20 protein-coding genes and 1 tRNA gene are annotated in these 26,422 nt (G+C 65.6%); 5 read left to right on the top strand and 16 right to left on the bottom strand.

All coding sequences use genetic code 11. From position 1 onward, the window contains the following. Nucleotides 1-4: 4 nt before the first annotated feature. The 4 genes from B1756_RS05000 to B1756_RS18995 all read right to left on the bottom strand — a co-directional run bounded on the left by B1756_RS05000 (nucleotide 5) and on the right by B1756_RS18995 (nucleotide 12,981). Nucleotides 5-5,050 carry a S8 family serine peptidase gene (locus B1756_RS05000; RefSeq protein ID WP_086887553.1) on the bottom strand — a complete coding sequence of 1,682 codons (5,046 nt, stop codon included), beginning with the start codon at nucleotides 5,048-5,050 and terminating at the stop codon, nucleotides 5-7. A 170-nt stretch (nucleotides 5,051-5,220) separates the two neighbouring features. Next, complete coding sequence (hjc, locus tag B1756_RS04995) at nucleotides 5,221-5,739, bottom strand: Holliday junction resolvase Hjc (protein ID WP_086887552.1); 519 nt, start codon at nucleotides 5,737-5,739, stop codon at nucleotides 5,221-5,223. Between the two features lie 87 nt (nucleotides 5,740-5,826). Next, nucleotides 5,827-6,654 (bottom strand): CPBP family intramembrane glutamic endopeptidase, encoded by an 828-nt coding sequence (locus B1756_RS04990; RefSeq protein WP_086887551.1) that lies wholly within the window; start codon nucleotides 6,652-6,654, stop codon nucleotides 5,827-5,829. A 135-nt stretch (nucleotides 6,655-6,789) separates the two neighbouring features. Then, entirely contained in the window at nucleotides 6,790-12,981 is a 6,192-nt protein-coding gene (locus B1756_RS18995; RefSeq protein ID WP_120649693.1) for a PAS domain S-box protein, read from the bottom strand. 259 nt (nucleotides 12,982-13,240) lie between these two features. Between B1756_RS18995 and B1756_RS04950 the strand changes: the two genes are divergently transcribed. Further along, nucleotides 13,241-13,498 carry a DdfA family disk-determining factor gene (locus B1756_RS04950; protein ID WP_086887550.1) on the top strand — a complete coding sequence of 86 codons (258 nt, stop codon included), beginning with the start codon at nucleotides 13,241-13,243 and terminating at the stop codon, nucleotides 13,496-13,498. 89 nt (nucleotides 13,499-13,587) lie between these two features. Here the strand turns inward: B1756_RS04950 and B1756_RS04945 are convergent, their stop codons facing one another. The 3 genes from B1756_RS04945 to pspAB all read right to left on the bottom strand — a co-directional run bounded on the left by B1756_RS04945 (nucleotide 13,588) and on the right by pspAB (nucleotide 15,539). Further along, a complete protein-coding gene (locus B1756_RS04945; protein WP_086887549.1) occupies nucleotides 13,588-14,322 on the bottom strand; it encodes a DUF8164 family protein in 735 nt (244 codons plus the stop codon). A gap of 155 nt (nucleotides 14,323-14,477) precedes the next feature. Continuing rightward, a complete protein-coding gene (locus B1756_RS04940; RefSeq protein WP_086887548.1) occupies nucleotides 14,478-14,873 on the bottom strand; it encodes a cupin domain-containing protein in 396 nt (131 codons plus the stop codon). Nucleotides 14,874-14,933: 60 nt separating this feature from the next. Beyond that, nucleotides 14,934-15,539 (bottom strand): PspA-associated protein PspAB, encoded by a 606-nt coding sequence (gene pspAB, locus B1756_RS04935; protein ID WP_086887547.1) that lies wholly within the window; start codon nucleotides 15,537-15,539, stop codon nucleotides 14,934-14,936. Between the two features lie 1,298 nt (nucleotides 15,540-16,837). On the opposite strand from pspAB, the gene B1756_RS04930 reads away from it, so the two are divergent. After that, nucleotides 16,838-17,797, top strand: coding sequence for a TIGR03885 family FMN-dependent LLM class oxidoreductase (locus B1756_RS04930; RefSeq protein ID WP_086887546.1), 960 nt, complete (start codon nucleotides 16,838-16,840; stop codon nucleotides 17,795-17,797). Between the two features lie 29 nt (nucleotides 17,798-17,826). On the opposite strand, the gene B1756_RS04925 is transcribed toward B1756_RS04930, so the two are convergent. After that, nucleotides 17,827-19,140, bottom strand: coding sequence for an MFS transporter (locus B1756_RS04925; RefSeq protein WP_086887545.1), 1,314 nt, complete (start codon nucleotides 19,138-19,140; stop codon nucleotides 17,827-17,829). 3 nt (nucleotides 19,141-19,143) lie between these two features. After that, a complete protein-coding gene (locus B1756_RS04920) occupies nucleotides 19,144-20,256 on the bottom strand; it encodes an MBL fold metallo-hydrolase (RefSeq protein WP_086887544.1) in 1,113 nt (370 codons plus the stop codon). 85 nt (nucleotides 20,257-20,341) lie between these two features. Between B1756_RS04920 and B1756_RS04915 the strand changes: the two genes are divergently transcribed. Then, nucleotides 20,342-21,073, top strand: a complete 732-nt coding sequence (locus tag B1756_RS04915) for a helix-turn-helix domain-containing protein (protein ID WP_086887543.1) — start codon at nucleotides 20,342-20,344, stop codon at nucleotides 21,071-21,073. A gap of 536 nt (nucleotides 21,074-21,609) precedes the next feature. On the opposite strand, the gene B1756_RS04910 is transcribed toward B1756_RS04915, so the two are convergent. Continuing rightward, a tRNA-His gene (locus tag B1756_RS04910) sits at nucleotides 21,610-21,681 on the bottom strand. A gap of 175 nt (nucleotides 21,682-21,856) precedes the next feature. Between B1756_RS04910 and B1756_RS04905 the strand changes: the two genes are divergently transcribed. Next, on the top strand, nucleotides 21,857-22,312 hold the full coding sequence (locus B1756_RS04905) for a DUF5814 domain-containing protein (RefSeq protein ID WP_086887542.1): 456 nt from the start codon (nucleotides 21,857-21,859) through the stop codon (nucleotides 22,310-22,312). Nucleotides 22,313-22,376: 64 nt separating this feature from the next. On the opposite strand, the gene B1756_RS04900 is transcribed toward B1756_RS04905, so the two are convergent. Beyond that, nucleotides 22,377-22,787, bottom strand: coding sequence for a DUF8146 domain-containing protein (locus tag B1756_RS04900; protein WP_086887541.1), 411 nt, complete (start codon nucleotides 22,785-22,787; stop codon nucleotides 22,377-22,379). 126 nt (nucleotides 22,788-22,913) lie between these two features. Here B1756_RS04900 and B1756_RS19350 point away from each other — a divergent pair, with 126 nt between their 5' ends. Then, nucleotides 22,914-23,072, top strand: coding sequence for a hypothetical protein (locus tag B1756_RS19350; protein WP_161493148.1), 159 nt, complete (start codon nucleotides 22,914-22,916; stop codon nucleotides 23,070-23,072). Nucleotides 23,073-23,091: 19 nt separating this feature from the next. On the opposite strand, the gene B1756_RS04890 is transcribed toward B1756_RS19350, so the two are convergent. The 5 genes from B1756_RS04890 to B1756_RS04870 form a co-directional block, all read right to left on the bottom strand. Beyond that, nucleotides 23,092-23,586, bottom strand: coding sequence for a VOC family protein (locus B1756_RS04890; protein ID WP_086887539.1), 495 nt, complete (start codon nucleotides 23,584-23,586; stop codon nucleotides 23,092-23,094). 149 nt (nucleotides 23,587-23,735) lie between these two features. After that, nucleotides 23,736-24,371, bottom strand: a complete 636-nt coding sequence (locus B1756_RS04885) for an RPA family protein (RefSeq protein WP_086887538.1) — start codon at nucleotides 24,369-24,371, stop codon at nucleotides 23,736-23,738. Nucleotide 24,372: 1 nt separating this feature from the next. Beyond that, on the bottom strand, nucleotides 24,373-25,302 hold the full coding sequence (locus B1756_RS04880; protein WP_086887537.1) for a replication factor A: 930 nt from the start codon (nucleotides 25,300-25,302) through the stop codon (nucleotides 24,373-24,375). A gap of 172 nt (nucleotides 25,303-25,474) precedes the next feature. Further along, entirely contained in the window at nucleotides 25,475-25,711 is a 237-nt protein-coding gene (locus B1756_RS04875; protein WP_086887536.1) for a hypothetical protein, read from the bottom strand. Nucleotides 25,712-25,766: 55 nt separating this feature from the next. Then, nucleotides 25,767-26,360 (bottom strand): MogA/MoaB family molybdenum cofactor biosynthesis protein, encoded by a 594-nt coding sequence (locus B1756_RS04870; RefSeq protein WP_086887535.1) that lies wholly within the window; start codon nucleotides 26,358-26,360, stop codon nucleotides 25,767-25,769. Nucleotides 26,361-26,422 lie beyond the last annotated feature (62 nt).

Here is a 26,422-nt window from a genome sequence, read left to right as displayed (position 1 = left end):
TCTGCTACGGTCGTCGGTAGAGGCGCGCACGAAGACCCATTGCTGCCAGTACGGCTCCGATCGCGAGTACGAGCCCGAACCCGGGAATGCCGTCGCCCGTGAGCAGTCCGTCGTCGGGGTCCGTGACGGTGAGCGTGGTCGTTGCAGTGTCGGACTCGCCAGCGTCGTTGGTCACAGTCAGGCTCACGTCGTACTCGCCAGACTCGTCGAACGCGACCGTTGCCGTCTCGCCTGTGGCCGTCTCGTCGCCGACGGTCCACTCGAAGGACTCGATCTCACCGAACCGATCGCTCGAGCCAGCCCCATCGAGGGTCGCCTCCTCGCCCACCGTCACCGAATCGGGGTCGACGGACGCGACCGCGGTTGGCTCGCCCACCGCGACGATCGCGAAGTGGGAGAACCCGGGTGTCTCGGCCTCGAAGACGGCTCCATCCGTGGTTTCCTCGACCACGCTCGTCTCGAGAACCTGCCAGCTGTCGTCGTGGTACCGGGCGAGGTGGACGTTCTCGACGTCGGCCTCGAGGGTGGTGTAGGCACTCGAGTCGAGGCGGAACTCGACGGTCGCTGACAGTGACTCCACGCCCCGGGGGACGAGAATCTCCATCGCGAGAACCGTCGATCCCGGCGGGTGTCCGGTCACGGACGAACTGCGGTCGTACTCGCGAACGCGAACGTCGCCGACGAGGTCGGCTTCGTCGACGGTGATCCGTTCGACGGCGCTGCGCTGGCCGACGCGGTCGAAGGTGACCGTGCTGGTCCCCGAGGCGTCGGTCCGGAGCGGCGATCGGACGTCTTCGGTGACGTTGACGTCGTCCGGTGGGAACGGTGCTGGCGTGTGAGGCGTGCCGGAGCCACCACCGCCGCCGCCCTGGCCACCACTGTCGCCACCACCGCCACCCCCGTTACCGCCGTTGCCACCATTATCGTCACCGTTGTCGTCGCCGTTCTCTGGCTCCTCACTCTCCTCGACCACGAGGAACGAGTCGTCGGCGTCTGCCCCGGTCACGACGCCGACGATTCGCAGTCCCGTCGGTTCCTCGGCGGGGACCGCCCCGGTGAGTTCGATCGACGTGTGCTGATCGGACTCGAGGTCGCGTTCGTCGGTCTCGAGTTGCGTGTACGATCCCGGCTGTTCGAGGTCGCTCCCGATCCGGAGGGCGATTTCGTCCGCTCCGGGCCCGCCGGTGTTTTTCACCGTCGCGGTGACGGTCACGTCCTCACCCTGCGTTGCATTCGTGGGTGCCTCGAGGTCCGTTATCTCGAAGGCTGGGCGTTCGTAGACCTCGACGTCCCTCTCGTCGCTCTCGTCCTCGGTCTCGACGGTCAGGTCGATCTCTGCCCCCGCGTCCGATTCGGCGGGTGTGTACGAGAACGAAATCGTCTCGTCGTCACCAGCGTCGAGCTCGAGATCGTCCTCGGTTGCGACCGCGGTCTCGCCGACCGAGAACACGACGTCCTGGCTCCCGGTTCGATCCCCGACGTTCTCGACCAGCACGTCGACCTCGAGTGACTCGCCGGCAGTGACGTTGCCGGGAACCGTCTCGAACGTCGCCTCGAACTCGGCCGAGTCGTAGGGCTCGTCTGCTTCGTTGTCGTCTTCGAACTCCCCGACGACGTCACCGTCTCGATAATTACCATCGGCGTCGACGTCCGACGAGTCGCTGGTCTCGACGGTGGCGAACCCGGCAGTCGACAGCTCCGCCCCGACGACGACGCTCGCGTTCTCACCGACGAGGTTGTTCCGCTCGACGAGCGTTCCCGACCTGGCGCTCGAGGCGACCGTCAGGGCGTCTTCACTGACCGAGAGATCGGCGTTCCGGATCGTCGTCTCGCTCGCGCCGTCGCCGACGACGATGCCGTCGTCGCCCTCGACATCTGGCCCGGTGACGAGAACGTCTGCCGATCTCTCGAGCCCAATCCCCGTTTCCGTCCCGGTGATCGAACCGTACCTGATCGTGTGGCCGCTCGAGTCGGTCACGTCGATTCCCGTCGCCGCGTCCGTTCCGGTGACGCTCACTCGGGAGAGGGTGACGTCGCTCGCCTCGTCGGTCAGGGAGACGCCCGTTTCACCGTCGCCCGGCTCGAGGGTCAGCCGGGAGAGCGTCACGTCGTCACCGGAGACCGCGACCCCGACGTCGCCGGCGGGCTCGAGGACCGTTTCGGACGCGTCCTCACCCCGGATCGTCACGCCGGACTCTTCGACCGTCACCGTCTCGTCGTACGTACCGGTAGCGACCCTGACGACCCCGTCGCCGACCAGGTCGCCGTCCCCGTCGCGCTCGAGTGCGGCGATTCCGCTCGCGATCGACTCGTAGTCGACCTCGAGTGTGGTCTCCCCGGCGTCGTCTGTCGACTCGACAGCGACGTCGACGTCGTGACTGCCCGCTCGCGGTGTCGGTGGAATGTCGTAGTCGAACGAGACGGTCTCGCTCTCGCCGCCCTCGAGCTCGAGTGCCTGCTGGTCGACCGGCTCGCCATCGAAGACGAGGGTGACGTCGTCGGATCCGGCGAGGTCGCCGTCGTTGGCCACGATCGCGTTTACCGTGATCGTCTCGTTGACGGTCTGATCGCCAGCGACGTCGATATCCCCGACCGCGAACGTCGCCGGTGTGCCGGCCCGGACGCGCTCTGTGGTCACGATCGAATCGTCGTCGCTTCGCACCTCGAGTTCGACGCCGGGACTGTCCCCGTCACTGGTTTCGTAGCCGAGCGTTATCGTCGTCTCCTCGCCCGCCTCGAGTTCGACGTCGGTTTCGTCGACAGTCTCCCCGTCGGCGAGAAGTTCGACCGACTGGGTGTCGGCGGCAGCGAGGTTCTCGACGTCCACGTCGACTTCGAGCACGTCACCTTCGGTCACCGGGGCGTTCGTTTCGTTGTGCGTCAGGTTGTACCACCCATCGAGCGTGTCTGGCTCGCGCTCGAGTCCGAGGTCGACGTCCTCGGTCGTCTCACCGGGCTCGACGGAGACGCTCGCCGCGGCGGATTCGTAATCGGCTGCCGACGCCGTGATCGTCCGTTCGTCGCCGTCGACGGCGAGGCTGACGTCCTCGAGGGTATAGGAAGCCGACTCGATCCCGTGCTCGAGGGCCAGCTCGACCGGCTCGCTCGCGGGGTCATCTTCCGATTCAATCGTCACGGGAATCGTCTCGTCGGGACCGACGACGTCGATCGAGACGGCTCCCTCGATGGTCCCCGTCTCGGCGTAGTCGAGTTCGACGTCGACCGTCGTCGTCTCGTTGGGCGACACGCCAACCCCGGAAACTGTCTCCGTGGTGTAATTTGCACCCGCGTCGACGGTGACGTCGTACTCGTTCTCGGGTCCGACGCTCGTCGGGAGAGCCGTCAGCTCGTAGGAGCCGTCCTCGTCCGTCGTCGCGTTCCAGGTCGTTCCGGCCTCGTTGGTGACGGTCACCGAGGCGTTCTCGATCGGCTCGCCGCTCGAGACGACGTCTTCGGTGCTGACAGCACTCGAATCGCCGCTGGCGGTAACGGCTCCGGCGATCGATCCTGTCCCAGTCACCTCGAGTGCTGCTGCGTGCACGTCGATGATCCCGTGGCCGTACCTCGTGTCCTGCTCGTCCGGCGCGCCGTCTGGTTTCCAGGCCGTCCCCTCGAGAACTGACTCGAGTTCGTCCGGCTCGAGGTCGCCGTCGATCGATCGCAAGAGGGCAACCGACCCTGCGACGTGTGGTGCAGCCATGCTCGTGCCGGATTTTTTCTCGAACTCCCCACCGGGAACGGCACTCGTAACGCCGACACCCGGTGCAACGACGTCTGGAACGACGTACTCGTCGGGCCACTCGTCGGGGGCGTCGTCACCCCACGCGTCGTCGGTATCGATCTCTTCGCCGCTCGACGATTGGGCGACCTCGTACCGGTCGTTGGTCGAACCGACGGCGAACGTTTCGTAGACGTTTCCGGGCGACGTCGACGTGCCATCGTCCTTGTTTCCAGACGACGACACAACGACGACCCCCATCTCTCGAGCGTTCTGAACCGGCTCGATGAACGCACTGACGTACCCCTTCGCGCCGAGAGACATCGCCACGGCGTCGACGTCGCTGTCGTGGTCGAGTGCCCACTGGAGGCCGTCGAGAACGTCCTCGAGTGATCCGGACCCTGCGTCGTCGAGCACTTTGGCGTGTAACAATCCGGCTTCGGGTGCGACACCGTAGTGGACACCGCTATCGGTCTGGTACCCGACGACGGTCCCGCTAACGTGGGTCCCGTGACCCTCGACGTCGCCCGGAGTCGCACTCCCGTCGATAGTGTCGTACCATCCGTCCTCGACGAGCGCCGCCTCGAGATCGGTGTGGTTGTCGACGTCGACTCCGGTATCGAGCACGGCCACGGTGGTCCCCGCTCCCCGGGTGTCGTACTCGTCCCAGACCGTCGTCGCGTTACTCTGCTCGAGACCGTACGTTGCGGCCGTGGATCCGGTCGTGACGGTCGGGTGGGGAGTCGAAATCGAAGGATGCGACCCAGCCGCTCCGGCTGTCCGATCGAGCGCGCTTTCGCTCGCCCGTTCCACCTCGAAGTTCGTGTGCAACCGATCGACTCCGCTGACGCCTGCAACGGCCTCGAGCGCCACGTCGTCGGGATCGATCTCGAGGACGACGGCATTCGCGATCCAGAACTGGGTTTTGATCTCGACGCCATCGTGAGCCTCTGCGAAGGCCTCGAGCGCCTGCTGGGTTTCCCTCGCCTCCACTTTGAGCCCGTCGGGTGAGGTATCGGCCTGCGGCGATGCCACCGCGGAGCGTTCTGCGTCCATGCGGACGACGACCTCGAGTGGCTCGTCGGCGGCCGTCTGGGTCCCCAGACCCGACCGATCGGCTGCGTCCTCGAGCGCGGGATCGATGTCGACGTCGGCCGGTGACTGGGTGGGGACGCTCTCCGTCGAGTCCGACCCGTCGCCGGAGAGGACCGTGCCGGGTGCCACGCTGGCACCGGCCAGCCCCGCACCGAGCGGTGCCAGCAGCGAGAGGGCCAGCACCAGCGCGACAGCGACTGTCCAGAGAAAGGACTGATCCGGTAGAGAGAACGTCATAATGAACTGAATACCTTGTACGCGAAGTTTCTGGCAGGGTGGACATATGACGATTTTGGCCAGTAGACTGACTCGAGCGGCTGTTGGCGGAGAAAAACAATATGCAAAGCGACACGAAATTCGAGCGACCGCCTGTGACGACGCGCCGGTCGGGTCGACAGAGTGCGGCGCTACTCGAGCATCTCGGCCGCTTCCTCGACGTCCATTACGTCCTGTTTGACGGCGTTCAGGATTCGCAGGATCTCATCGTCGGGCCCCGACTGTTTCTGGCCGACTTCAGCGAGGGTCACTTTTACGCTGTCGCCGACGAACTCTGGGAAGTCGGTGCCGTCGGCGAGGGCGGTCTCTTTTTTCACGCGGTAGTTGCCGCCGTCGGTGACGTGGAGGTCGCCGGGGTGGAAGAAGTACCAGTCTTCGCGGTCGAAGCGGACACCGATGCGGGGCTTTGCACCGAAGTTGCGGGCGAAGTAGATCAGGGCCTCGACCTCCTCGCCGGTGAGATAGATCGGCTTGCCGGAACTGGATTTCGCCTCGATCGCGTAGAAATCCTCGCCGTTGCCGGCGAGCACGTCGGGGAGTTCGCGTTCGGTCGCAGAGCCGCTCGCGGGGGCGCGCATCACCGCGAAGCCGGCCTCGTCGAGTGCGTTGACGAGTTCGCGTTCGCGGCGGTCGCCCTTCGCCTGAGACATACCCCTCTCTCCCGTGCGGATCCTAATAAAGTGCCGGACGCAGGCGGGGTGACAGTACCCGAGGTCCCCACTCGTACTGGCGAGCGATTACCAGCCGACCACCGGACCGACGGCGGCCAGCAGTCCCGTCGGGGTCGACTCTACGGACTCGAGATCCAACACCATGCCGAGGTACAGCAGCGCGAACTGGACGGCGTTGAACGCCGCGTGTGCGGCCGTCGGGGCGACGAGGTTGTCGGTCTTCGCGTAGAGGTAGCCGAAGATGAGCGACCCACCGAAGACGACTGTAAGAGAGACGGCCGTCGCGAGCGCCGAGTCGGCGTTGATGACGTAGACGGGAAGGTGGACCAGCGCGAAGATGAGGCTCGCCCCGACGACGGCCTGCATCCGGGAGAAGGCGTCGTAGAGGCGCTTCTGGACGACGTTCCTGAAGAGAAACTCCTCGGCGGGTGCGTTGACGAAGAAGACGATCGCGATCATGATCAGGACCATCTCCGGGTCGCCGCCGATGAACTCGACGACCTGGTTCTCCGAGGCCGGCAGATCGATCACTGTGAGCAGGAGGGCCACGACGACGTAAAAGAGGATGCTCACGCCGATGCCGCCGACGACGTACAGCCAGTCTCTCACCGTCGGAACGCGGAGGTCGACGTAATCCCAGCCACGGTTGGTCACCGCGAGGTAGATCGCTCCCGCGAGGACGAACCCGAGGAAGTTCAGGACGAAAAAGAGTGTCCGGACGGAGACCGGTGCCTCACCCGGCGCGGTAGCGAGCCCCGGCTCGAGGAGGAATGCGGGGGCTGTGGTCACCTGCGTGGCGGCGATGCCGAACGCCGAGAGCCCGATCGCGACGAGCACGGCCGTGATCGGTCCGCCGGTGGGGGTGGAACTCGAGGACCGCTGAGGGGTGTCCATGGTCGGGGTTCGGTGGCCGGGGTCTTTTGGGTTGTTCTCCGTCTCGACCGGCGCGTGGCGTGAGGGTGCAGGTGGTGGTGTGGACGAGGGCGAGATTGAAGGTGACGAACGGCGTTGGACCGCCAGCCGAGACGATCAGGCACCCACGTCGGCGACGTGCCCCGGCTCCAGCAACTGCTCGAACAGCCGTTGCTGGGCGATCCGGAGGTGGCGGTTGATCGTCGGCTGGGAGACCGACAGCATCTCGGCGACGTCCTCGCCGGTGCTCTCACGTGGCCACTCGAAGTAGCCGGCGTAGTAGGCCGTCCTGAGCACCTCGAGCTGGCGATCGGTCAGCGAGTCGAACAGCGAGGTCACAAGCTCCCGACGGGTGTGACTCGAGCGGTCGACGTACTGGCGGCGCTCGAGACTGGTCTCGCCGTAGTGATCCGTAAGTAACTGGACGAACTCGCGGACGTCCGTTCCAGCCGGGAGCTCCGCGGTCACGAGGGTTTCGGTGCCGTCAGCCTCGATCGAGCGTGGGCTGGCACCGTGTCGAACCAGCCGCGGGGCGAGGACGTCGCCAGTTACCAGGGCCTCGAATCGACAGCGGATGGGTCCCTCGCCGTCGGACCCGTTCCCGTCCTCGTCTCCGTTTCGGGTGCACGCCAGCAACCGGTGCCCGGAGACCGAGACGAGTCCTTCGAGCGTCTCCTCGATCGCGTCGGGTTCGACACCCGTCGTCTGGAAGAACACCCGCGACTCCGATCCGGACCCCGGCCCCGACTGGGTGCCCAGCCCTTCGAACGAGACCCCTGCACCCGACTGGGTGGCGAGCTGGGAGAGCACGTCGCTCGAGTCGTCGATCGAGACGGTGAGCTCGAGGAGGGTCTCGGCGTGGAGGGCCTCCCGGGTTCTGGTTGCCGTGATCGCGTTCGCGATCGTCTCGCCCAGTTCAGCGAAGACCGCTCGCTCGAGGGTGGTGAACGTGTTCGGCTCGGTCCCGTACACCGCGAGCACGCCGTAGGAGTACTCCTCGAGTGCGAGTGGGACGGCCACGACCGACTGGAAGCCGGCCTCGAGTGCGCGCCGTCGCCAGGCGTCCTGCCTGAGTCCGTCGATCACGTTTTCGACGATCGTCGCTTCACCCCGGCGAGTCGCGAGACAGGCCGGTTCCACCGCCTCCTCGAGGTCGAACGAGACGGCGTCGAGGTACTCCTCGCCGCCCCCGGCCCAGGAGAGCGTCTCGAGGGACGTCCCGGACGGATCGGCCGCACCGATCCAGGCGAAGGCGATGTCGTCGTCTTCGACGAGACGCTCGGGGACCGTCCGTTCGATCTCGTCGCGGCTGGAGACGCCGACGAGCGAGCCGTTGATCCGGCGGATCGTCTCGGTGACCGAGACCTGTCGCCTGAGTCGCTCGTTTTGCGACTCGAGTTCGTCGTCGCGTTCGCGCAGTGCTGCCTCGCTCTCGAGGCGATCGAGGGCGGCTTCGGTCGTCGCGACGAGCGTCTCGATCAGCTGGCGGGCGTCCTCGTCGATCGCTCCCGACTCGGCGGTGACCACGAAGACGCCGTGGCGACCGATCGGGACCGCGACGGCGGATTCGACGGCTGGCTCGAGAAACGACGACCGATCGATCGCGTCCGGATCGCCGAGTACCTGCTGGGTGCCGGTGACGAACGCTCGCCACGGGATCGCGTCGCCGTTTCCGAGCGACATCGCCGACTCACCGGTCGTCGACTCGACGAACCGGTCCGTGCAGTCGACGGGAACCAGCTGGTTCCGGTCGTCGTCGAGTCGGTAGAGCGCTACGCCGTCGACGTCGAGGACGTCGTCTGCAGTCTCGACGGCGAGCCTGGCGACCTCCTCGACGGACTCGGTCCCGAGGAGCCCGCGTGCCGTCTCGTGGAGCGACTCGAGGGCGAGTTCACGTTCTTTCCGTTCGGTCACGTCCTTGAGCGCGCCGTGAATCTTGACGAGCTCGCCGTCCTCGAAGACGGGAACACCCACTGCCCGGACCCACCGGAGGTCGTCGGGAGCGGGGTACAGCCGTGCTTCGACGTCGTAGATCTCTCCGTTCTCGATGGCGTTCTCGAGCCCGGCCCGGACCCGGGGCTTATCGTCCGGGTGATACTTCTCGATCGACGCGCCGAGGTCCGGCGGTTCCTCGACCGGCATCCCGTGGATGTGGTAGAGTTCGTTCGTCCACGTCGGTGTCGGTGGATCGCTTCGCAAGTCCAGTTCCCAGCCACCGATGTTGGCGAGTTCCTCGACCCGCTGGAGCAACGCGCGGGTCCGCTCGAGTTCGCGTTCGCGTTCCTTGCGTTCGGTGACGTCCTGGATCGAGCCGTGGACCGCTACCACGTCGCCGTCTTCGACGATCGGCTCGCCGCGAGACCGGACCCAGCGCCGCTCGCCGTCTTCGGGGAGCAACCGGACCTCGTGGACGTACGACTCGCCGTCTTCGATCGCGCGATCGACGGCCGATCGGACCGTCTCGACGTCCTTCGGATGGTAGTACTCCAGTGCCTGCTCGACGTCCATCTCAATCTCGGGATCTAACCCGTGGATTCGAGCAGTCTCTGCGGTCCACTGGAGCGTGTAGGGTTCCTCGCGGACGTCGAGTTCCCAGCCACCGACGCTCGCAAGCTGTGAGGTCTGCTCGAGTCGCGCTTTCGTCCGCTCGAGTTCGCGCTCGCGTGCTTTCTGCTCGGTAACGTCCCTGACCGACCCGCGGAACTTGATGAGGTCTCCGTTCTCGTCGAAGATCGGTTCGCTCACCGCCCGCACCCATCGAACCTCGCCTTCTCTGGTCAGCAACCTGGCCTCGAAATCGTACCCCGTTGCGGTCTCGATGGACGTCTCGACCATCTCCCGGGCGAGATCGCGGTCCTCGGGATGGTAACACTGTATCGTCGTCTCGAGATCCGGGCTGACGTCCGTCGGCAGGTCATGGAGCCGGTAGAGTTCCTCGCTCCAGATCGCCTCCCGCGGATCGGTTCGCAAGTCGAGTTCCCAGCCACCGACCTTCGCCAGCCGCTGGACCCGATTGAGCAGGTCGCGCGTCCGCTCGAGTTCGCGCTCGCGTTCCTTCCTGTCGGTGACGTCGCGGATCACGCCTGCCGTTCCTGCGAACTCCCCGTCGAGCATCGGCAACAGCGCGATGTGGTTCTCGGCATCGAGCACGTCGCCGGCTTTCGTCTCCAGCTGGATCTCGAACGTCCGGGACGGGACGTCTGCACGCAACAGCTCCCGGATCTGGTCGCGAGCCGCCTCGACGTCCTCGTCGGTCATGATCGTCGAGGCGTGCTCGCCGATCAACTCCGCGGGCTCGTGGCCAGTCAGTTCCGTCAGCGCGTCGTTGACGAACCTGAAGTATCCCTCCTCGTCGATGACGTACACCAGTTCGCCCAGCGCCTGAACGATCGTCTCGTAGCGCTCGAGTTCGCGCTCGCGCTCGGTGCGCCCGGTAACGTCCTGAACGGAGCCGCGAACGGCAACGACTTCGCCGTCGGAACCGGGGCGGCCGTTCTCCGGGTATCGCCCGTTCCGGTCGTCGACGACGGGCTCGCCGACCGAACGCACCCAGCGAGTTTCACCGTCGGCCGTGTAGATCCGGAACTCGAGGTCGTACGGTTCCCGGTCGGTGACTGCCCGCTCGAAAGCCGAGGTGACCTGCGGTCGGTCGTCCGAATGGACGAACTCGCGGAACTCCTCGAAGTCGATACCGTCTGCGGGTGAGACGCCGTGGATTCGGGCGGTCTGGTCGGTTACCTCGAGGTCGAACGGTTCGCTGCGAACGTCGATCTCCCAGCCGCCGACGCCGGCCAGTCGCTGGGCCTGTTCGAGCAGCGCCCGGGTGCGCTCGAGTTCGCGCTCGCTCTCGATGCGATCGGTGACGTCGATGATGACGCCCTCCAGATGCTCGAGCGATCCGTCCTCGGCGTAGACGCCCCGGCCCTGTTCGCTCATCCAGCGACGTTCGCCGTCGGCCGTCTCGATCGGAAACGTCACCGTGTAGGGCTCGCGGTCGTCGACGGCCGCCTGTACCTCCTCCCAGAGCTCGTCGTGGTCCTCGGCGACGACGTCCTCGCCCCAGTCCACCTCGCCGGAAACGAGGGCTGCGGGCTCGTAGCCGGTGAGGTCGACACAGCCGTCGCTGACGAACTCGAACGGCCAGCCGCGCTCGTTGCGACACCGGTAGACCATCCCGGGCACGTTGGACATCAGCCGCGAGAGCTCCCGTTCGCGCTCACGAAGTTCCCGCTCGCGACGCTTTCGCTCGGTGACGTCGATCGCGACGCCGATGATCTCCGTGACCTCGCCGTCGTCGTCGAAGACGGGCTGATAGCTCGACTCGAAGATCGTGTTGCCGACCTCGCGGACGGCGTCGACCTGTTCGCCAGCCAGCGCCCGCTCGACGTCGCCGAGGACGCCGTCGTGGTCCGCGTACACGTCCTCGACCGACTCGCCGACGACCTCGCCGGACTCGAACCCGAGCGCCTCGAGTCCTGCTCCCTCCGAGAACGTGAAGACGCCGTCGTCGTCGACCGCGTAGAGGATGACCGGCGCGTTCGAGACGACGGAGTCGAGCCGTTCGGTCGCTGCCTCGAGTTCCCGTTCGTAGCGCTTTCGGTCGGAGATGTCCCGACCGATTCCCACCTCGACGGGCGTTCCGTCGGGGTCCTCGAGGACCGTCGCGACGAACTCGTAGGGGATCTGTTCGCCGTCTCTGGTGCGGTAGCCAGCTTCGACCCGCGTATCACCCGTCTCGAACGCTTCTCGCATCGAGTCGCGGATGGCCGGCCGATCTTCCTCGCCGAAGAACTCGAGAGCGTTCATCTCAGCGATCTCGTCGTCGGTGTAACCGGTCACCTCGCCGACCGCCTCGTTCCAGCGCCGCATCGAACCGTCTTTTTCCAGTACGTAGAACACGTCGTCGATCGCGTCGAGTACGTCGTTCGTGAACTGCCGATACCGCTCGAGTTCGCGCTCTTTGGCTCGTCGATCGGTGATGTCCCGACCCACGCCGACGATCACCGTCCGACCGGAGGCGTCCTCGAGCCGTGAGGCCGAAAACTCGAGCGGAACGTGCTCGCCGTCGGCCGTCACCACCGGAACCTCGATTCGTGCTTCACCCGTCTCGAGGACGGCGTCGATCGCCTCGGCGACTGCCTCCCGGTCCTCGTCGTCGAAGAACTCGACGGCGCGCATATCTGCGATCTCGGCGTTCGGGTAGCCCGATAGTTCCGTGAGCGCCTGGTTCCACCGGAGGACGTCGCCGTCCTCGTCCAGCACGTAGATGACGTCGTCGATCGCGTCGAGTACGTCGTTCGTGAACGCCCGGTAGCGCTGGAGCCGGTCGCCGCGTTCGCGCGCCAGTCGATTCGGATCTGCCTCGTCCATCCGTTCTTCCATGGAGCCGAGTAGCCCGACGATCTCTCCCTCGTCGTTCCGGATCGGTGCTTTCGAGAGCGTCAGGTCGATCACCTCCCCGTCCTTTCGCCGTCGCTCGATCGTGGCACCGGTCACGCGCTCACCCGTCCGGAGCGTCTCGAGGAACGAGTTGAACTCCTCGACACCCGCCTCGGCGTCGGGAAGCGTCGGCAGCGGCTCCCCCTCGACCTCCTCGCGACGCCAGCCGAAGAGCCGTTCTGCCGCCGAATTCCACAGCCTGACGGCGTCCTCGAGGTCGACGGCCACGAGCGCCGTCGGCGCGGCGTCGACGACCGCATTCAGCCACTGGTTTCGCTCTCGCAGCTTATCGCGCTCTGCCTGTGCCTGTGCCTGCGCCTGGTCCGCAGCGACCGACGCCAGTTCGTCGATCGCGTCGGCGAGGTCGCCGAGGTCGTCTTCGCGCTCCAGTTCGAACGAGCTCTCGGCGGGGGCGTCCACCTCACTCGGGTCTCCGGTTGCAGTTGCGACGCTGGAATCGGGGCCCGCTGCAGCGTCCTCGATCGACCCCGTCCCGTCCTCGAGTCGATCCGTGAACGCCCGGACCTGCGCAGTCAGTAGCTCGAGGTCGTTGCATCCATTTCCGTCGTCGCTCACGGCGACGCCGAGCACCGCCGACCCGAATATCGCGAGCCAGCCGACGCTCCCACCGACCCCGAGGTCGCCGCCGAGGACGTTCCACGACGTCGTCGCCAGAACGAGCACCGAAAGAGCGAGGAGCCCACCGAGCCAGACCATGCCGACGAGGATCGCCCACGCTGGCGACTCCGGGACGAATCGACTGTGTCGACACGGTCGACGGTGACGGCGCGTGTGACACCACTGGTGACCGTCGTCCCGGCGGCCTGCGGCCGGGAGACGATCGGAAGACGAAGGGTGGCCTCGAGACATAGCCGCTCTAATCGCTGGGCGATAGTATACGTTGGGTGTAATTCGAAACGTATATTGGATAGAAACTGTGGTCCCGAGACCTGTCGGCTGGCCGTTCGATCGACGCAGGGACCGTGGATCGGCCGAATTCCACCGATCACGGGATACGCGACTACGCACATCGGTTTCCGAGGGGCTATACACGTAGCGTCCAACGCACGGTGGCCGAACGCATATAGGAGACAGCACCTTACCGATCGTCCGCTTTTCACCGAACGAGATGTCAAACGCTTCGCTCGACTACCACCACGATTCCCCCAGTCTCCGCGTCGTCGACGCCATCGCAGCCGTAACCGACACCGACCCCCTCGAACTCGAGCCGCTGTACAGCGTCGTCGACCCCGAGGCGCTGGATCGCCTCTTCCAGTCCGACGCTGGCCTCGTCGGCTGCGTCGAGTTCGAGTACGAATCCCACATCGTCGCCGTCCGGAGTGACGGTACCGTCTCCGTCGACGGCACCGTTCACCGACCTCGCTAACCCAGATTTTATCCCAAACGTACAGGCCTCGAGAAGCGAAGCGACCGGCCACAACACCGGTCCAGCGCTCTCGAACAGCGAAGCCTCGGCTACAGCCCCAGTCCAGTCCACTGTGCGAACGCGACGATGCCACCGAGAGCCACCCCGAACGCACCCAGTCGGACCAGCCACGGCGTAACTCGCTCCCGAAGGCTCCGGATTCGCACCGTCGGAATCTTCGTAACTTGCCTGATCCCGCTCTCCGAGCGGTAGGTGAAGGCCACCGGCAGCGAAAACTCCCCCGTCGGCGCGCTCGCGTCCGTGTTGAGCTCGAGGATGTACGCCGGGTCGGTGTCCACGTTCCCCTCGAGTGGGGCCCGTCTGAGTCGTTCCCGTCGACGCGACCCGGGCGGCTGAAAGCTCGTCGACTGGACGTGTTCGGTCGGCCGAACTGTCGTCGAGTCGCTGGCCGATCGCTCTGGCGGCCGGTCAGTGTCCTCATCGACTGCGTCCGGGGACGTCGCGGTATCCACCACCGCGCTCCGACGAACAACGCCGGGATCCTCGAGATCCAGGATCGCCTCGTCGTCGTAGAAGACGCTCAGGTCGGTGGCGTCGAGGTCGCCGACCCCCGAGACGAAGATGCCGAGTTCGATTCGCTCGCCCGGATCGACCGCCGACTGCACCAGGAAGACGTCCAGTTCGTTCTCGTCGATCGGTTCCGTCCCCGACATCGACACCCCCACCTCGATCGGCCCGTCGGCGGACCCCCGCGCCCGCTCGAGTAACGGCCCGACCGGGTAACCGTCCGGCGTCGATTCCGCCGCAGGTGACCCCCCGCTCATTCCTGACTGACAATTACGGCCGACGTAGTTCAGCGCTTTGGCCGATCCACGCCGAGATGTCGCCTGTCGGCCGGCGGACGGGCTGGGTCTCTCGCGCTCGGTAGCGAGAGGGTCGGCGTCCTCGAGCCGGTCACGTTCACCGTTGTCGATGCCAGCTACGCCTCGTCCTCGAGCACGATCTCGTCGTCGCCGTTCGGAACCGCACAGAGGAACGCCGCCGACTCGCCGCCCTCGTTTCGATACCAGTGGACCGTCTCCGCGGGGATCAGCAGCGAATCGCCGGCTTCGACCTCGTACTCTTGGTCGCCGATCCCGACCGTGTAGGTCCCCTCGAGGACGTACTGTTCGTGTTCGACGGCGTTCGTGTGCCGGGGTACCTCGGCCTCGGGCTCGAGGACGAACCGCCGGATCGCGAAGTTCGGCGCGCCTGCGTGTTCGTCGAGCAGGACGCCCTTTTTCATCCCGTCGGCCGCGTCGACGGACTCGTACTCGATCTCGTCGTGCGTTCTGACGACCGGTTCCGGTTCCTGTTCGGGATCGCTCGCGTCCATAGGTGACCGTTGTCGGCTCCACGCTTAAAAGCCACCTCGTGCGGAAATCCGGACGTGCGTCTACTCCCAGGGGTGAGTCCCCCTCGAGCTCGGCCACAGCGGATACCAGTACTCCTTCTCGCGTTCGATCTCGAGTTCGCCGTCGAGGGCCGCCTCGAGTTTGAACTCCGCGCTCGAGTCCCGTTCGCGACCGTTTCGCGGGGCGAAGGGGTAGTAGGCACCGCGACGGAACGAGTAGATCCAGTAGGCGGGTCCGTCCGGGCCGGTGTAACCGAAGACGGCGGCGAGCAACCGTGAACCGTAGCCGTGTTCGATGAACGTGTCCGCGGCGAAGTGCATGCTCGTGACCAGATCTTCGGGGTCTGCGTCCTCGAGGACGACCCATCGGTAGCCGTGGTCGTCCTCGGTCACGCGGAAGTTCGTACCGGTGTCCTCCCGGCCGGCCTCGAGGATAGCGATCACGTCGTCGACGGCCTCGCGGAAGGTCTGGGAGTCGACGCCGGAGAAACAGAGCGCACCGACGCCGGCCGGCTCGTAGCCGAGGTCGGCCTCCATCGTCAGGTAGGCGGTACTCATCCCGAAGAGGTCCTCGGGGTCGGCGTCGCGTCGGGCGTCGCTCTCGGCGCGCAGACCGAGGGCGGCACGGAGTCCGTCGAGCAGTCCCATGCCCGATAGAACGGACTCGAGGACTTAGAATCCATCTGTTGTGTCGACTGTGGTGACTCGGCAGGTCGTGATCTGGCGCTCGCGATGGGGTTTTCCGGTATTGCCACCGTTCAGCGTGACAGCCGAATCTCGGTTCCAGACGCGCGCCAGTAACACAAACGGCGGTGACGCGTCACGATGACGCAGCCTCGAGCCGACGCAACACGGTGTAGTAGGGTGATCGGCGAGGTCGCGGATCGATCCGTGGTGTGCCCCTCGCCGGTCGAGTCTTGCGAGTACCCGTACGTAAGTGTACTCCCTTCTGATACGTCTTGGAGCCGTACAGGGCCGGCTTGAAGTGTTCTACTACGATTCAGGGTCGACACTCGAGGCGATGAAATAGTACGAGCGCATACCAGCGACTGTAGGCGCGGGAGGAGGTCAATCGTTGAACGGTTTTCCGGGGGCACTCGATAGTCGTTCAGGAAGGCACACTCGAGCGTGGGAGTAGCACTCTGGAAGCACTCGTTCAGAATCCACCGTCGGGGGGTGCGATCCCCGGGGTGGTGCGGTGATCGAGGCGAGGTGAGTCACAGTGTAGCTGGCAACGACAGTGGACTCACGCCCGCCTGCTATCGGTGTCGATACGGACGGTTGTAACTCTGATGGCTGTCTGAGCGTCGCGTGAGCCGACGGAATACGGACGCTCGAGCGTCCAGACGTAAGGGCAGGAACGGGTGGGTGTGACACGTCGCGAGGAAAACGCCGATCGAGGTCGGCGTTACGTACGGTGGGTGATAGGTAATCGTACGGTGGTGATCGTGGCGTGACCCGGCACCGTCGATGGGGCCATCAGTGACGTGTGTACCGCGTCTCGCCACTCGAGTGGTGGGACGATCCAACCATAAAACCCGGAGACGGTTCGAGCGGACGAAACCGTACAGGCCGCCCTTGACGGCGTCCTCGAGCGCGCTGTGCGAGCGAGCGCCGCGAGCCCGGACCGTCGTCGACCCGTCGATCAGCCTCACCTCTTCGAGCGGGTGCTGAAAGCAGTGGTTTCGTCGGCGACGTGGTTGCCTGCGATCCGGGTGGGGCCTCAACCGCACTCGAAGCGCCCGGAACCGGCCGTTCGATGGCCTCGTCGATCGGTTCAACTCTCCGCTGGTCGGTTCTCCAGACGTCCCGAAACCGGTCGTTCAGGGACCCCATGACCGTCCCGAGCCTGCTTCAGCCCAGTGCTGAACCGGCAACCGAGCACGGTTGGGCACACGCGCGCCGTGCGATTAAGTGTCGCCCCGTGATTCGCTGATCCGAGAGCGATGACTGCCATCGGCTACCACGCCTCCCACGAGCAGTTCGCCCCGAGCACCCTCCTCGAGTACGTCGAACGCGCAGACGAGCGGGGGTTCGACCACGCACTCGCCTCCGACCACTTCCACCCGTGGAGCCAGTCTCAGGGCGAGTCGGGATTCGTCTGGTCGTGGCTCGGCTCCGCACTCGAGGCCACGGACCTCAGTTTCGGGACGGTCAACGCGCCGGGCTATCGCTACCACCCTGCGATCGTCGCCCAGGCCGCGGCGACGCTCCGCGAGCAGTATCCCGAGCGCTTCTGGTTCGCCGCCGGGAGCGGGCAACTGCTGAACGAGGGGATCACCGGCACCGACTGGCCGGTCAAACGCGAACGAAACGCCCGACTCGAGGAGTGTGCCGACGTCATGCGACGACTCTGGGACGGCGAGGAGGTGACCCACCATGGACGCGTCGACGTCGAGCAGGCCCGGCTCTATTCCCGACCGGAGACCGCTCCACCGCTGTTCGGCGCGGCACTCTCCGAGGAGACCGCGGCCTGGCTCGCCGACTGGGCCGACGGCATGATCACGATCTCGACGCCCAACCACGAGGCCGACGCCGCACGAATCGAGGCCTTTCGCGAACGGGCACCCGACAGGCCGGTCTACCTCAAGGCCCAGCACGCCTACGCGAGTGACGAAGACGAGGCGCTCTCCGGCGCGGTCGACCAGTGGGCGTCAAACTGCGTCCCCGGACCGGTGACCCAGGAACTCAGGACGCCCGAGCAGTACGACGAACTCGCCGCACAGATCGGCCCCGAGGAGGTCGAGGCCAACGTCCGCGTCTCTGCCGACCTCGACGACCACCGGGAGTGGCTCGCGGCCGACATCGCTCACGACGTCGACCGGGTGTTCGTCCACAACGTCACCACCGCACAGGAGCTGTTCGTCGACGACTTCGGCGAGGAGGTACTTCCCGCGCTCGAGTGAGCCACTCTGGAGGGCGACGCCCCTTCTCCTCAGTCTTCCGGCTCTGGGTGGCCAGCGGCTGTGTCCATCGTGGGCGGTTCGTGGGTCCCGAACTCGGGGTGGGTCTCGTCCATCCAGACGACGACGAGGCTACCCGAGAGGAACATCGCGATGGCGGTCCCGTAGAAGGCGGCCTCGATGAACAGTACGTCCACGGTCACGCCGATGAGGATGGCCCCGACCGCGTATCCGAGGTCGCGCCAGAGGCGGTAGACGCCGAGCCCGGTCGAGCGCCACAGCGGGTGGGCCGCGTCGCTCGCGACGGCGATCAGGTTGGGGTAATGAAGCGCCATCCCGACGCCCGACAGCGCCGAGAGGACGATCCACCACAGGTAGCCCTCGACGAGGACCATCCCGAGGACGCCCGCGCCCGCGAGGAAGAAGCCGGCGACGATCGGCGGTTTGCGGCCGACCCGGTCGCCCAGTCGGCCAGTGTAGACCTGCAGGAAGTACGCCGCGCTGTGGACGCCCACCACCACGCCGACCTGTGCGACGTCGAGGCCCTGGGCAACGAGAAACAGGGGGAACGCAATCCAGACGAGCGTGTCGACGAAGTTCTCGACGTGACCGGCCTGTGCGGCCGTAAAGAGCGTCCGATCCTGATAGGTCGCCCGCTTGACGATCTCGGTGAACGAGAGATTTGCGTCGTTCGTTCCGCCGTCGGCTTCGACGCCATCGTCGTCCTCGAGTCCCGCCGCTTCGGCTTTCGCGTAGGGAAGGGTCTCCTCGATCAGGACGATCGCGAGCAGCAAGGCGACGACGATCACCGCCGCCAGGAAGTAGAACGGTTCCGGCCGGAGGCTGTACTGGGCGGCGATGACACCCGTCAGCCACGCTCCGGCGGCGACACCGGTGTAGCCGAACGCCTCGTCCAGCCCGGCCGCCAGTCCCCGCTGGTCGGGCCCGGCCAACTCGATTTTCGAAATCATGCTCATACTCCAGGCGACCCCCTGGTTGACGCCGAGCAGGACGTTCCCGACGGCGATCCAGCTCCAGCTCGGCGCGTAGATGAGGATGATCGGGATCGGGAGCGCGGCGATCCACCCGAGGATCAGGATCGGCTTGCGGCCGTAGGCGTCGGCCCACTTCCCCGAGTAGAGGTTCAGGACCGCCTTGACGATCCCGAAACTCACGACGAACGAGCCGATGACGAGCAACGACTCGACGCCGAAGGTCTCCTCGCCCATGATGGGGACGACGTTTCGTTGCGACCCCATCGTGAGCCCGACGGCGAACACCGTCGCGATCTGGAGGGCGAACTGCCGCCAGTTGCGACGGATTCCCTGTGCGTACTCGCCGCTCATCGATCACTCCGCCGCACAGTTGTTCGGTCCCAGTTCGAGTTCGTCGGCCTCCTCGCCGTCCAGACGCTCAGCGCCGACGTTGGCGAGCTTGATCCGCTGGAAGTTCGCCGGCTGCTCGGGTACGTCACTCGAGAGTCGGTCGACGAGCGTCTCTCGATCCTGTCCGAACGCCTCGTTGCGCGCTTCGACCTCGCGTAGACGCGCCGCAACCGGCGGCTCGGGTGACCCGGGATCGTGGGCCGGCAACACGACCGGGTTGCCATCCAGGTTCCGGAGCCGCTCTAAGCTCTCGTAGAGCGTCTCGGCGTTCTCCGCGACGTTCGTCTCCTCGAGGCCGGCCTCGACGCCGAGTTCGACGCGACCCACGCTGTCGTGAAAGAGCGTGTCGCCGGTCAGCAGTGCGTCGTCTTCGAGTGCGAACGAGACGCTCCCCGGACTGTGACCGGGCGTGTGAATCACCTCGATATCGACGACCCCAACCGTGTGAACGTCGCCGTCCTCGATCGGTGTCGCACCCACACCGTCGTCGTCCGCCAGGTGAAGGTAGTACGGCACGTCGTGAGTCTCGGCGAGCGCCGGCCCGCCCGAGACGTGGTCGGCGTGTGCGTGCGTGTCGAACACCCCCACGATGTCGGCGTCGTACTCGGCGAGGATCGCCTCGTACTCCGCGGTGTACTGCGAGGGCTCGAAGACGGCTGCCTCGCCCGCAGAAATCAGGACGTGGGAGAGACAGCCCGTCCCCGGGCGAGCGACCTGGATCAGGTCGCCCTCGAGGTCGGCCTCGACGGGAGCGTGGCGATGGACGCGCGCCCAGCCGTTCATCCCGTCCTCGAGCGTCTTCGCGTCGTAGCCCTGCTCTCGCAGGAGTTTGGCCGCGTCTGCGGCGAGAATGCCTGCCGCACAGACCGTGACGATCTCCTCGTCGTCCGGCAGGGCTTCGAGTCCCTCGAGTGCGGCGTCCGGATCGTCTTTCAGTTCGTCGTAGACGTCGACGTTCTCGCTTCCCGGGACGTGCCACTCCTCGAAGTCCGATTCGTCGCGCACGTCGACGAGCCTGAATCCGTCGTCGTCCTGCTCGAGCCGCTCGGCGACCGTTTCCGGCGAAAGTGTTGCCATCGATACGGGATAGGGACACCACCCCCATATCTCCGGTGCCAGTTATGACCGGCACCATTATCGAGTGCGAGCCCCTCGAACACCCATGGGAATGCACGAAGTCTCGTTCAAACTTCGCCACGAGTGTCCCTACCGGGACCTCTCCGAACGATTCCCGCGGGTGTCGATTCGGGAGTGGCACCTCCAGGACTGCCAGATACTCGAGGTCACCGCGCCCGACGACGCCGAGGGCTCGCTCATCGACGAACTCCAGTCGATCGGGACGATCCTGCACACGACGACCGACGGCCCCGACCTCCACGTGATCGTCCAGTCGTGTGCCTGCTCGCTCGAGGAGTCGATCGTCCACACGTTCGAACGATACAACTGCGTCCACCTCCCGCCGACGCTCTACCGTGATGGCTGGGAACACTATTCCGTGATCTGCTTCGACGAGGGCGACGTCAGCGCCCTGCTCGGCGACCTCGACGCCGACCGCGAGATCGACGTCATCTCGAAGACCGCGATCGAAGAACGTCACGTCCCACACAGTTCACTGGTCTCGGTCGATACGCTCTTCGACGGCCTCACCGATCGCCAGCTCGAGGCGCTGCGAATCGCCCTCGACGCCGGATACTACGACCAGCCCCGCGGAGCCTCCATCGCCGACCTCGCCGCCGAGACGACCGTCGCTCGAGCGACGTTCGAAGAACACCTCCGAAAAGCCGAAAACAAGCTCGTGACCAACGCCGGCCAGTTCGTCCGCCTGCTGACCGAGACTCGAGACCCTGCGTTGCGACCGGAGTCACGGCAACCGACACCCCTCCAGGGCGACTGACCGTCCCGTGGTCGAGGCGACGTCACAGGCCCGCTCGAGCTACTCGAGTCAGCTTTCGTCTCGCCCCCGCACCTTCGTCTCGTCTCTCGAACAGTGACCCCACCTCGAGTCGTCCCGAACGAGCGGGCTCGAGGGTGTCGTGGTCGGCCTCGAGATCCGTTTCGCTCGTGGTTTCTTTGGTCCCAGTCTCGAGACCAAGGGTTCCACCGCTCGAGGTCTGGGACGTTGATTTTCTCGAGACACTGTTCCTCACAGCTGGGTACGTGGTCAACGTGTTGCTCCGAGCGTCACGTACGTGTTAGTGACGACGGCAGACCGTCCGGGTGCGAGAATCGAACCACGGTCGTTCCGTTCGCTTCGCTCACTTCACTCCCTGATTCGATTTTCGGTCGGGCTTTTCGCTCCTCACGTCCGTTCGTCGTGAAAAAGTCCGGGTGCGAGAATCGAACCCGACTGCGAGACTCACTTCGTTCGTCTCGCGTGGTTCGATCTCGCCTTCCGGCTTTTCCACTCCTCCCTGCGGTCGTCGTGAAAAAGTCCGGGTGCGAGAATCGAACCCGCGTCTCAGCCTCCACAAGGCTGAAGGATAACCACTACCCCAACCCGGACACGCTTGCAACCAGAGGTACGTGCGGTTCACCTGAAATACGTTACGACTCGCGTACCCCGCGGGCCACCGACCCGCGCCACTGACTCGCACACATCAGGTCGCCCAGACCGGGGCCAGCCACCAGCGAGAGACCGGGACGCTTTTCGCTCGAGACGCCCAACCACGGCCAACGCGTGGCCATCACCGACAAGATCTACCTCAAGAACCACCGCCAGATCAGTTCGCAACTCGAGACGAACATCCCCAAGGGCGTCTTCAAGGGCGCGACCCTCGACGTGCTCTTTCAGGGCGAGGGCCTCGAAAAACTCGACGACGCCACCCGTGATCGCGTCCTCGACTTTAGCGAGGACTTCCTCGACTGTGACTGTCAGGACAACCCCTACTGTGGCTGTCCCGAGCGGAAGTTCATCCGCTACCTGCTCGAGTTACGCGCACAGGGGCTGGGGCCGGACGCCATCGTCGACGTGATGGGCGACGACTACATGGTCTACGCCTACACCGGCGACGTCCTCTCGTTTCTCGACGACGCCGTGCGGACGCTCGAGGCCGCGGAGGGTCTCGCTCGCGTCGACGGCGCGGACGAGCAGTACGACGAGATCCGCGATGAAAAGCGAGAGCTAGCGAACTAACTGCACGCACCGGATTCTGGTTCTGGGGCCGACCAAGTACCCGCCCACTCGGACCCCCCGTCGCTCACCGAAGCTGGTAGGACTCGTCGTCTTCGTCCAGTTCGTCCAGCAGGAGGACCTCGCCTTCTTCTTCCTCGAGTCGGTCCTGCAGGACCGTGACGTAGGATTTGTACTCGTCGAGTTGCTCGCGCAGGTGGTCGGCCTCGAGTTCCAGGCGCTCGTGCTCGCGGATGAAACTCTTCGGGACCTCGATCGTCGGCGGGAACGAGATGTCCTCGTCGTCGTCCGCTCCCGTTCCCGTCTGAAGTTCCTCCTCGGGCACGACCTCGACCTGCCCATCGTGTTCGACGAGCAGGTCGACGTAGTCCCGGAAGACGGCCGACAGCGAGATGTCGCGCTCGGCGGCGATGTCCTGCAGCGCCTCGAACGCGTCCTCGTTGACCCGGAACGAGATCGTCTTGTTCTTGTTGCCCATTCGTCGGTTGTGTTACCGTTCATCGCACTTAACCATTTGTCAGACGAGCGGGGCGCTGTTCGAGACCGTCGCTCTCGATTGCTACGGGCGGGTAACTGTATGTTGCCGGCGAACCTGTTCGGCGGTATGGAACGAGGGGACCGCCACCATCTCGACGAAACGGGAACGCTGTCGGCCGACGTCGTCTCACAGCGATTCGGGGCGTTTGCCGAACTCGAGCCGATCGATATCGGAACCGAAACGGACGCAGCCGGCGATCACGACCTCGTTGGTACGTCTTCCTGACGAACGGTGGTTCACCGTTTCAATCTGACTCGGGTGCCAGCCCCTTCTCTGTGAGTTCCACGAGCGCGTCGTCGCTCTTTTCGAGGTCGAGTCCCATCCCCGAGAGCACGTGGTCGGCTTGCGTGAATTGAATCTCGCCGTACTCGACTATCTGGACGCGATTTCCCCACGGATCACGGAACTCGAGGCCGGGAACGTCGAGCGTCTCGATCTCGAGTTCCTCGAGTCGGTCCTCGACGTGCGCTGTCTCGTCGACGACGAGGCCGAAGTGGCGCGCCCCGTCGACTGTCTCGCCCGCGTCGTCGGTCGCCGCGAGGGCGATAAACTGGTCGCCCACGTCGACGAACGCCTTGGTCTCGCCACGCCCGCGCAGGTCGAACGCGAACAGCGACTCGTAGAACGCGAGCGCTTCGTCGATGGTGCCGACCTCGAGGGCGACGTGGTTGGTGCCGACGAGTCGGGCGCGCTCGTCGGCGTCGGTGTCGACCTTGGCATCGGCGGGTGTGTCGGTCACGCTCGAGTGATCGACCTCGAGGCTTCTACCGACTGTGCTGGCAGCGTCTGCACGCCCAACGGCACGACGGGTTGGCCGAACCGACGGCTCCGCACCGGTCGTCGGAGCGCGGAAAAAGGCGGATCGTGTGGTGTGTCGAACGGCGTCGCTTATCGCGTCGCCTGTGCGTCCTCTGCCTCCTCGAGTCGCTCGAGCGCCTGGATGACTGCTCGGCGGTAGTTCTCGACGGGTGAATCGTACCGGTCGCGAGCCATCTGGGCGTATTCGTTCGTGGGGGCCGTCGAACCGCTCTCGGGGGCCTCCTGTTCGGCTTCCCACTCCTCGTAGGCCTCGATGCGCTCTAGGGTGCGTTCTGCGGTCTCGACGACCCAGCGGTCGCGGGTCCCGGCGTCGACGACGGCGATCGATTCCGGTCGGACGGAGACGTTGATCGTGCCGTCTTCGGGTTCGTAGGTCCGGGGTTTGCCGACGACAGAGACGTACGCCGGTGGCTCCGTATCGCGGAGGACGGCGGCGGCCTCGGGCTGGTACTGGCCGGCGTAGACGAAGAACGTCCCGGTGGGGTCGACGACCCGGCCGCGCCAGTATTCGCTGTCCTCGCCGACGTCTTCGGTCTCGGTGAGAGTACCGACGATGAACACGCGGTTCGCGCGGTCGCCCGTCGGGAGCAGCGCGTAGTTTGGCGCGCGCTCGTCGTCGCTCTCTTTGAAGGTGTATGTCGAGTCGTTGAATTCGGAGGCGAAGACGCGGCGGGCGACTTCGCGGGTGAGTTCTGCCTGGCTCATCTCACATCGACCTCGCTTTGATCAGCAGGTTCTCGGCATCGGCTGGCCCGTCCAGTTGCTCGACCTCGTCGGCCAGCACGTACCGGCCGAATGTCGGCCCCTCGATGCGGTAGTAGGTGCCGAGGATCTTCGCGCCGATCTCGTCGGCGACGATCGTCGTGTCCAGCGCGTCCATCGCCATCTCCTTTGCCTCCTCGAGGCTGAGCCCCGTCAGATCCTCGGTGGCTTCCTTGTCGAAGATGACCTCGTGGGCGTCGATACCGTCGTCGACGACGGCCTTGATCCGGAGGTCGAACTCGCCTTCGACCTCGCCGTGCTCGCTGCAGCGGCCGTTCTGGAGGACTCGCGTGCAGTCCTCTTTGGGACAGCGCTTGATCAGACCGCTGCCGCGTTGCATGTCGATCAACGCGCCTTCGATCTCGCTCGTGTCGTCGCCGACTTCGATGTCCTCGTCGCGCTCTTCGATGACAGTCGTCGAGTTGAGTTTGACCGAGTACCGGCCCTGATACTCGTCGGTGACGACGTTCCGGAGGTCGTAGACGCCGCCTTCCTCCAGCGCGGGCAACTCCGATTTGGCCCACTTGGTGAACTTGATCGTCCCAGTCGGGTCCCCGAGCAGGCCGACCTGTGCGACGGAATCGCTACGGGGCTCCCAGAGTTCGATCACTTTGGCGGTGAGGTCGATCCACTCCTCGGGCTCGTCGACGTCTTCGATGCGGACCTCCTCGCTGCCGCCCCGTGAGATGTCCTCGCGCTCCAGGCCCGCCTCGTCCAGGTAGTGGTTGGTGACGCTTCGCCTGGCCTCGTCGATGGGCACCTTGTACTCGTCGACGAGCGTATGCAGGCGCTCCTCGACGTCCTCGACTGTAACGTCGAGGTGGTCCGAAAACTGCTCGTGTACGTCTTCTGCGTGCTGTCGTACGTCGCTCATTGTCTCACGCCTCCTCCTTGCTTTCAGTGGGAGGCATACCGGGATTCGCGCCCATTGGTATTTAAAGTGCCGCCACCGGAGCGGAAGTGAAGCGGTATCGGCCGGGCAGCCGGCCCCGACCTCGAAACGGGCTTGCGACGGTCGAGAGCCGGCCGCGATATCCCGCCGTTGCTCAGAACCCGACGAAGACGATGTACGCGACCATCGCGACGCTGAACAACAGGACCAGCGCGATGAAGACGTAGCCCATCACCGGCGCTGGCGTTTCGTCGACCGTCTCGAGCGATCCGTACTCGTCGGCGCGTCGGCGGTCGATCCGACCGAGTTCGTTGGGGTGAGCCGAGCCGATGTGCTCGAGGTAGGCCTCCTGGTCGGAATACGATGCACCACAGTAGTCACAGTCGGGCATTGGAGACGGTAGTTCCGGCCACCCACTCAACGGTATCGGCCGCGCCGAGGGCGTGTTACTCCTCGCCGTACTCGGTGATCGTCCCCTCGGTGACGTCCGCGCGGTGACTCGTCGCTAACCCGGCGAGATGGGGCGCTTCGGGGACGATCAACTGTTCACAGGCGGTCCGACAGGCACCCGTGCTTCCCGGGATGCAAAACACCGGCGTGTCGACGGCGATGCCCGCGGTCGCGCGAGAGGCGATCGCCCGCGTGCCGATCTCCTCCCACGAGAGCGCGCGAAAGCGTTCGCCGAAGCCCGGTAACTCGCGTTCGAACAGCGACGACGTCGCCTCGGGCGAGACGTCGTCCGCCGTGACGCCCGTCCCGCCGGTCGTGACGACGACGTCGACGTCGCGGCGAGCAACCAGCCCCCGAACGGCCGTCCGGATCGACGCGTAATCGTCGCGGACGAGCACCCGCTCGCGAACCTCGTGGCCCCCGGCCTCGAAACACTCCTGGATCGTGTCACCGCCCGGATCGTCCGGGTCGTCTTCGCCTGCGCGCGAACTCGAGACCGTGACGATCCCGACGTAGAGCGGATCGATGACGTCGTGGCCGTGGTCGTCGGTGCCGCGTCGGTCGGCGTGATCGCCGTGATCGACTGTCATACCTGTCTCTCTACGCTCGAGGGCGATAACGTCTTTCACGTCCGCCGACGGGTGACAGGCTG

Origin of the sequence: Natrarchaeobaculum aegyptiacum (genome assembly GCF_002156705.1) — an archaeon.
GTDB classification, from domain to species: Archaea; Halobacteriota; Halobacteria; order Halobacteriales; family Natrialbaceae; genus Natrarchaeobaculum; species Natrarchaeobaculum aegyptiacum.
The sequence above is the reverse complement of the archived record's forward strand: the minus strand, read 5'-3'. Positions and strand labels throughout refer to the sequence as shown.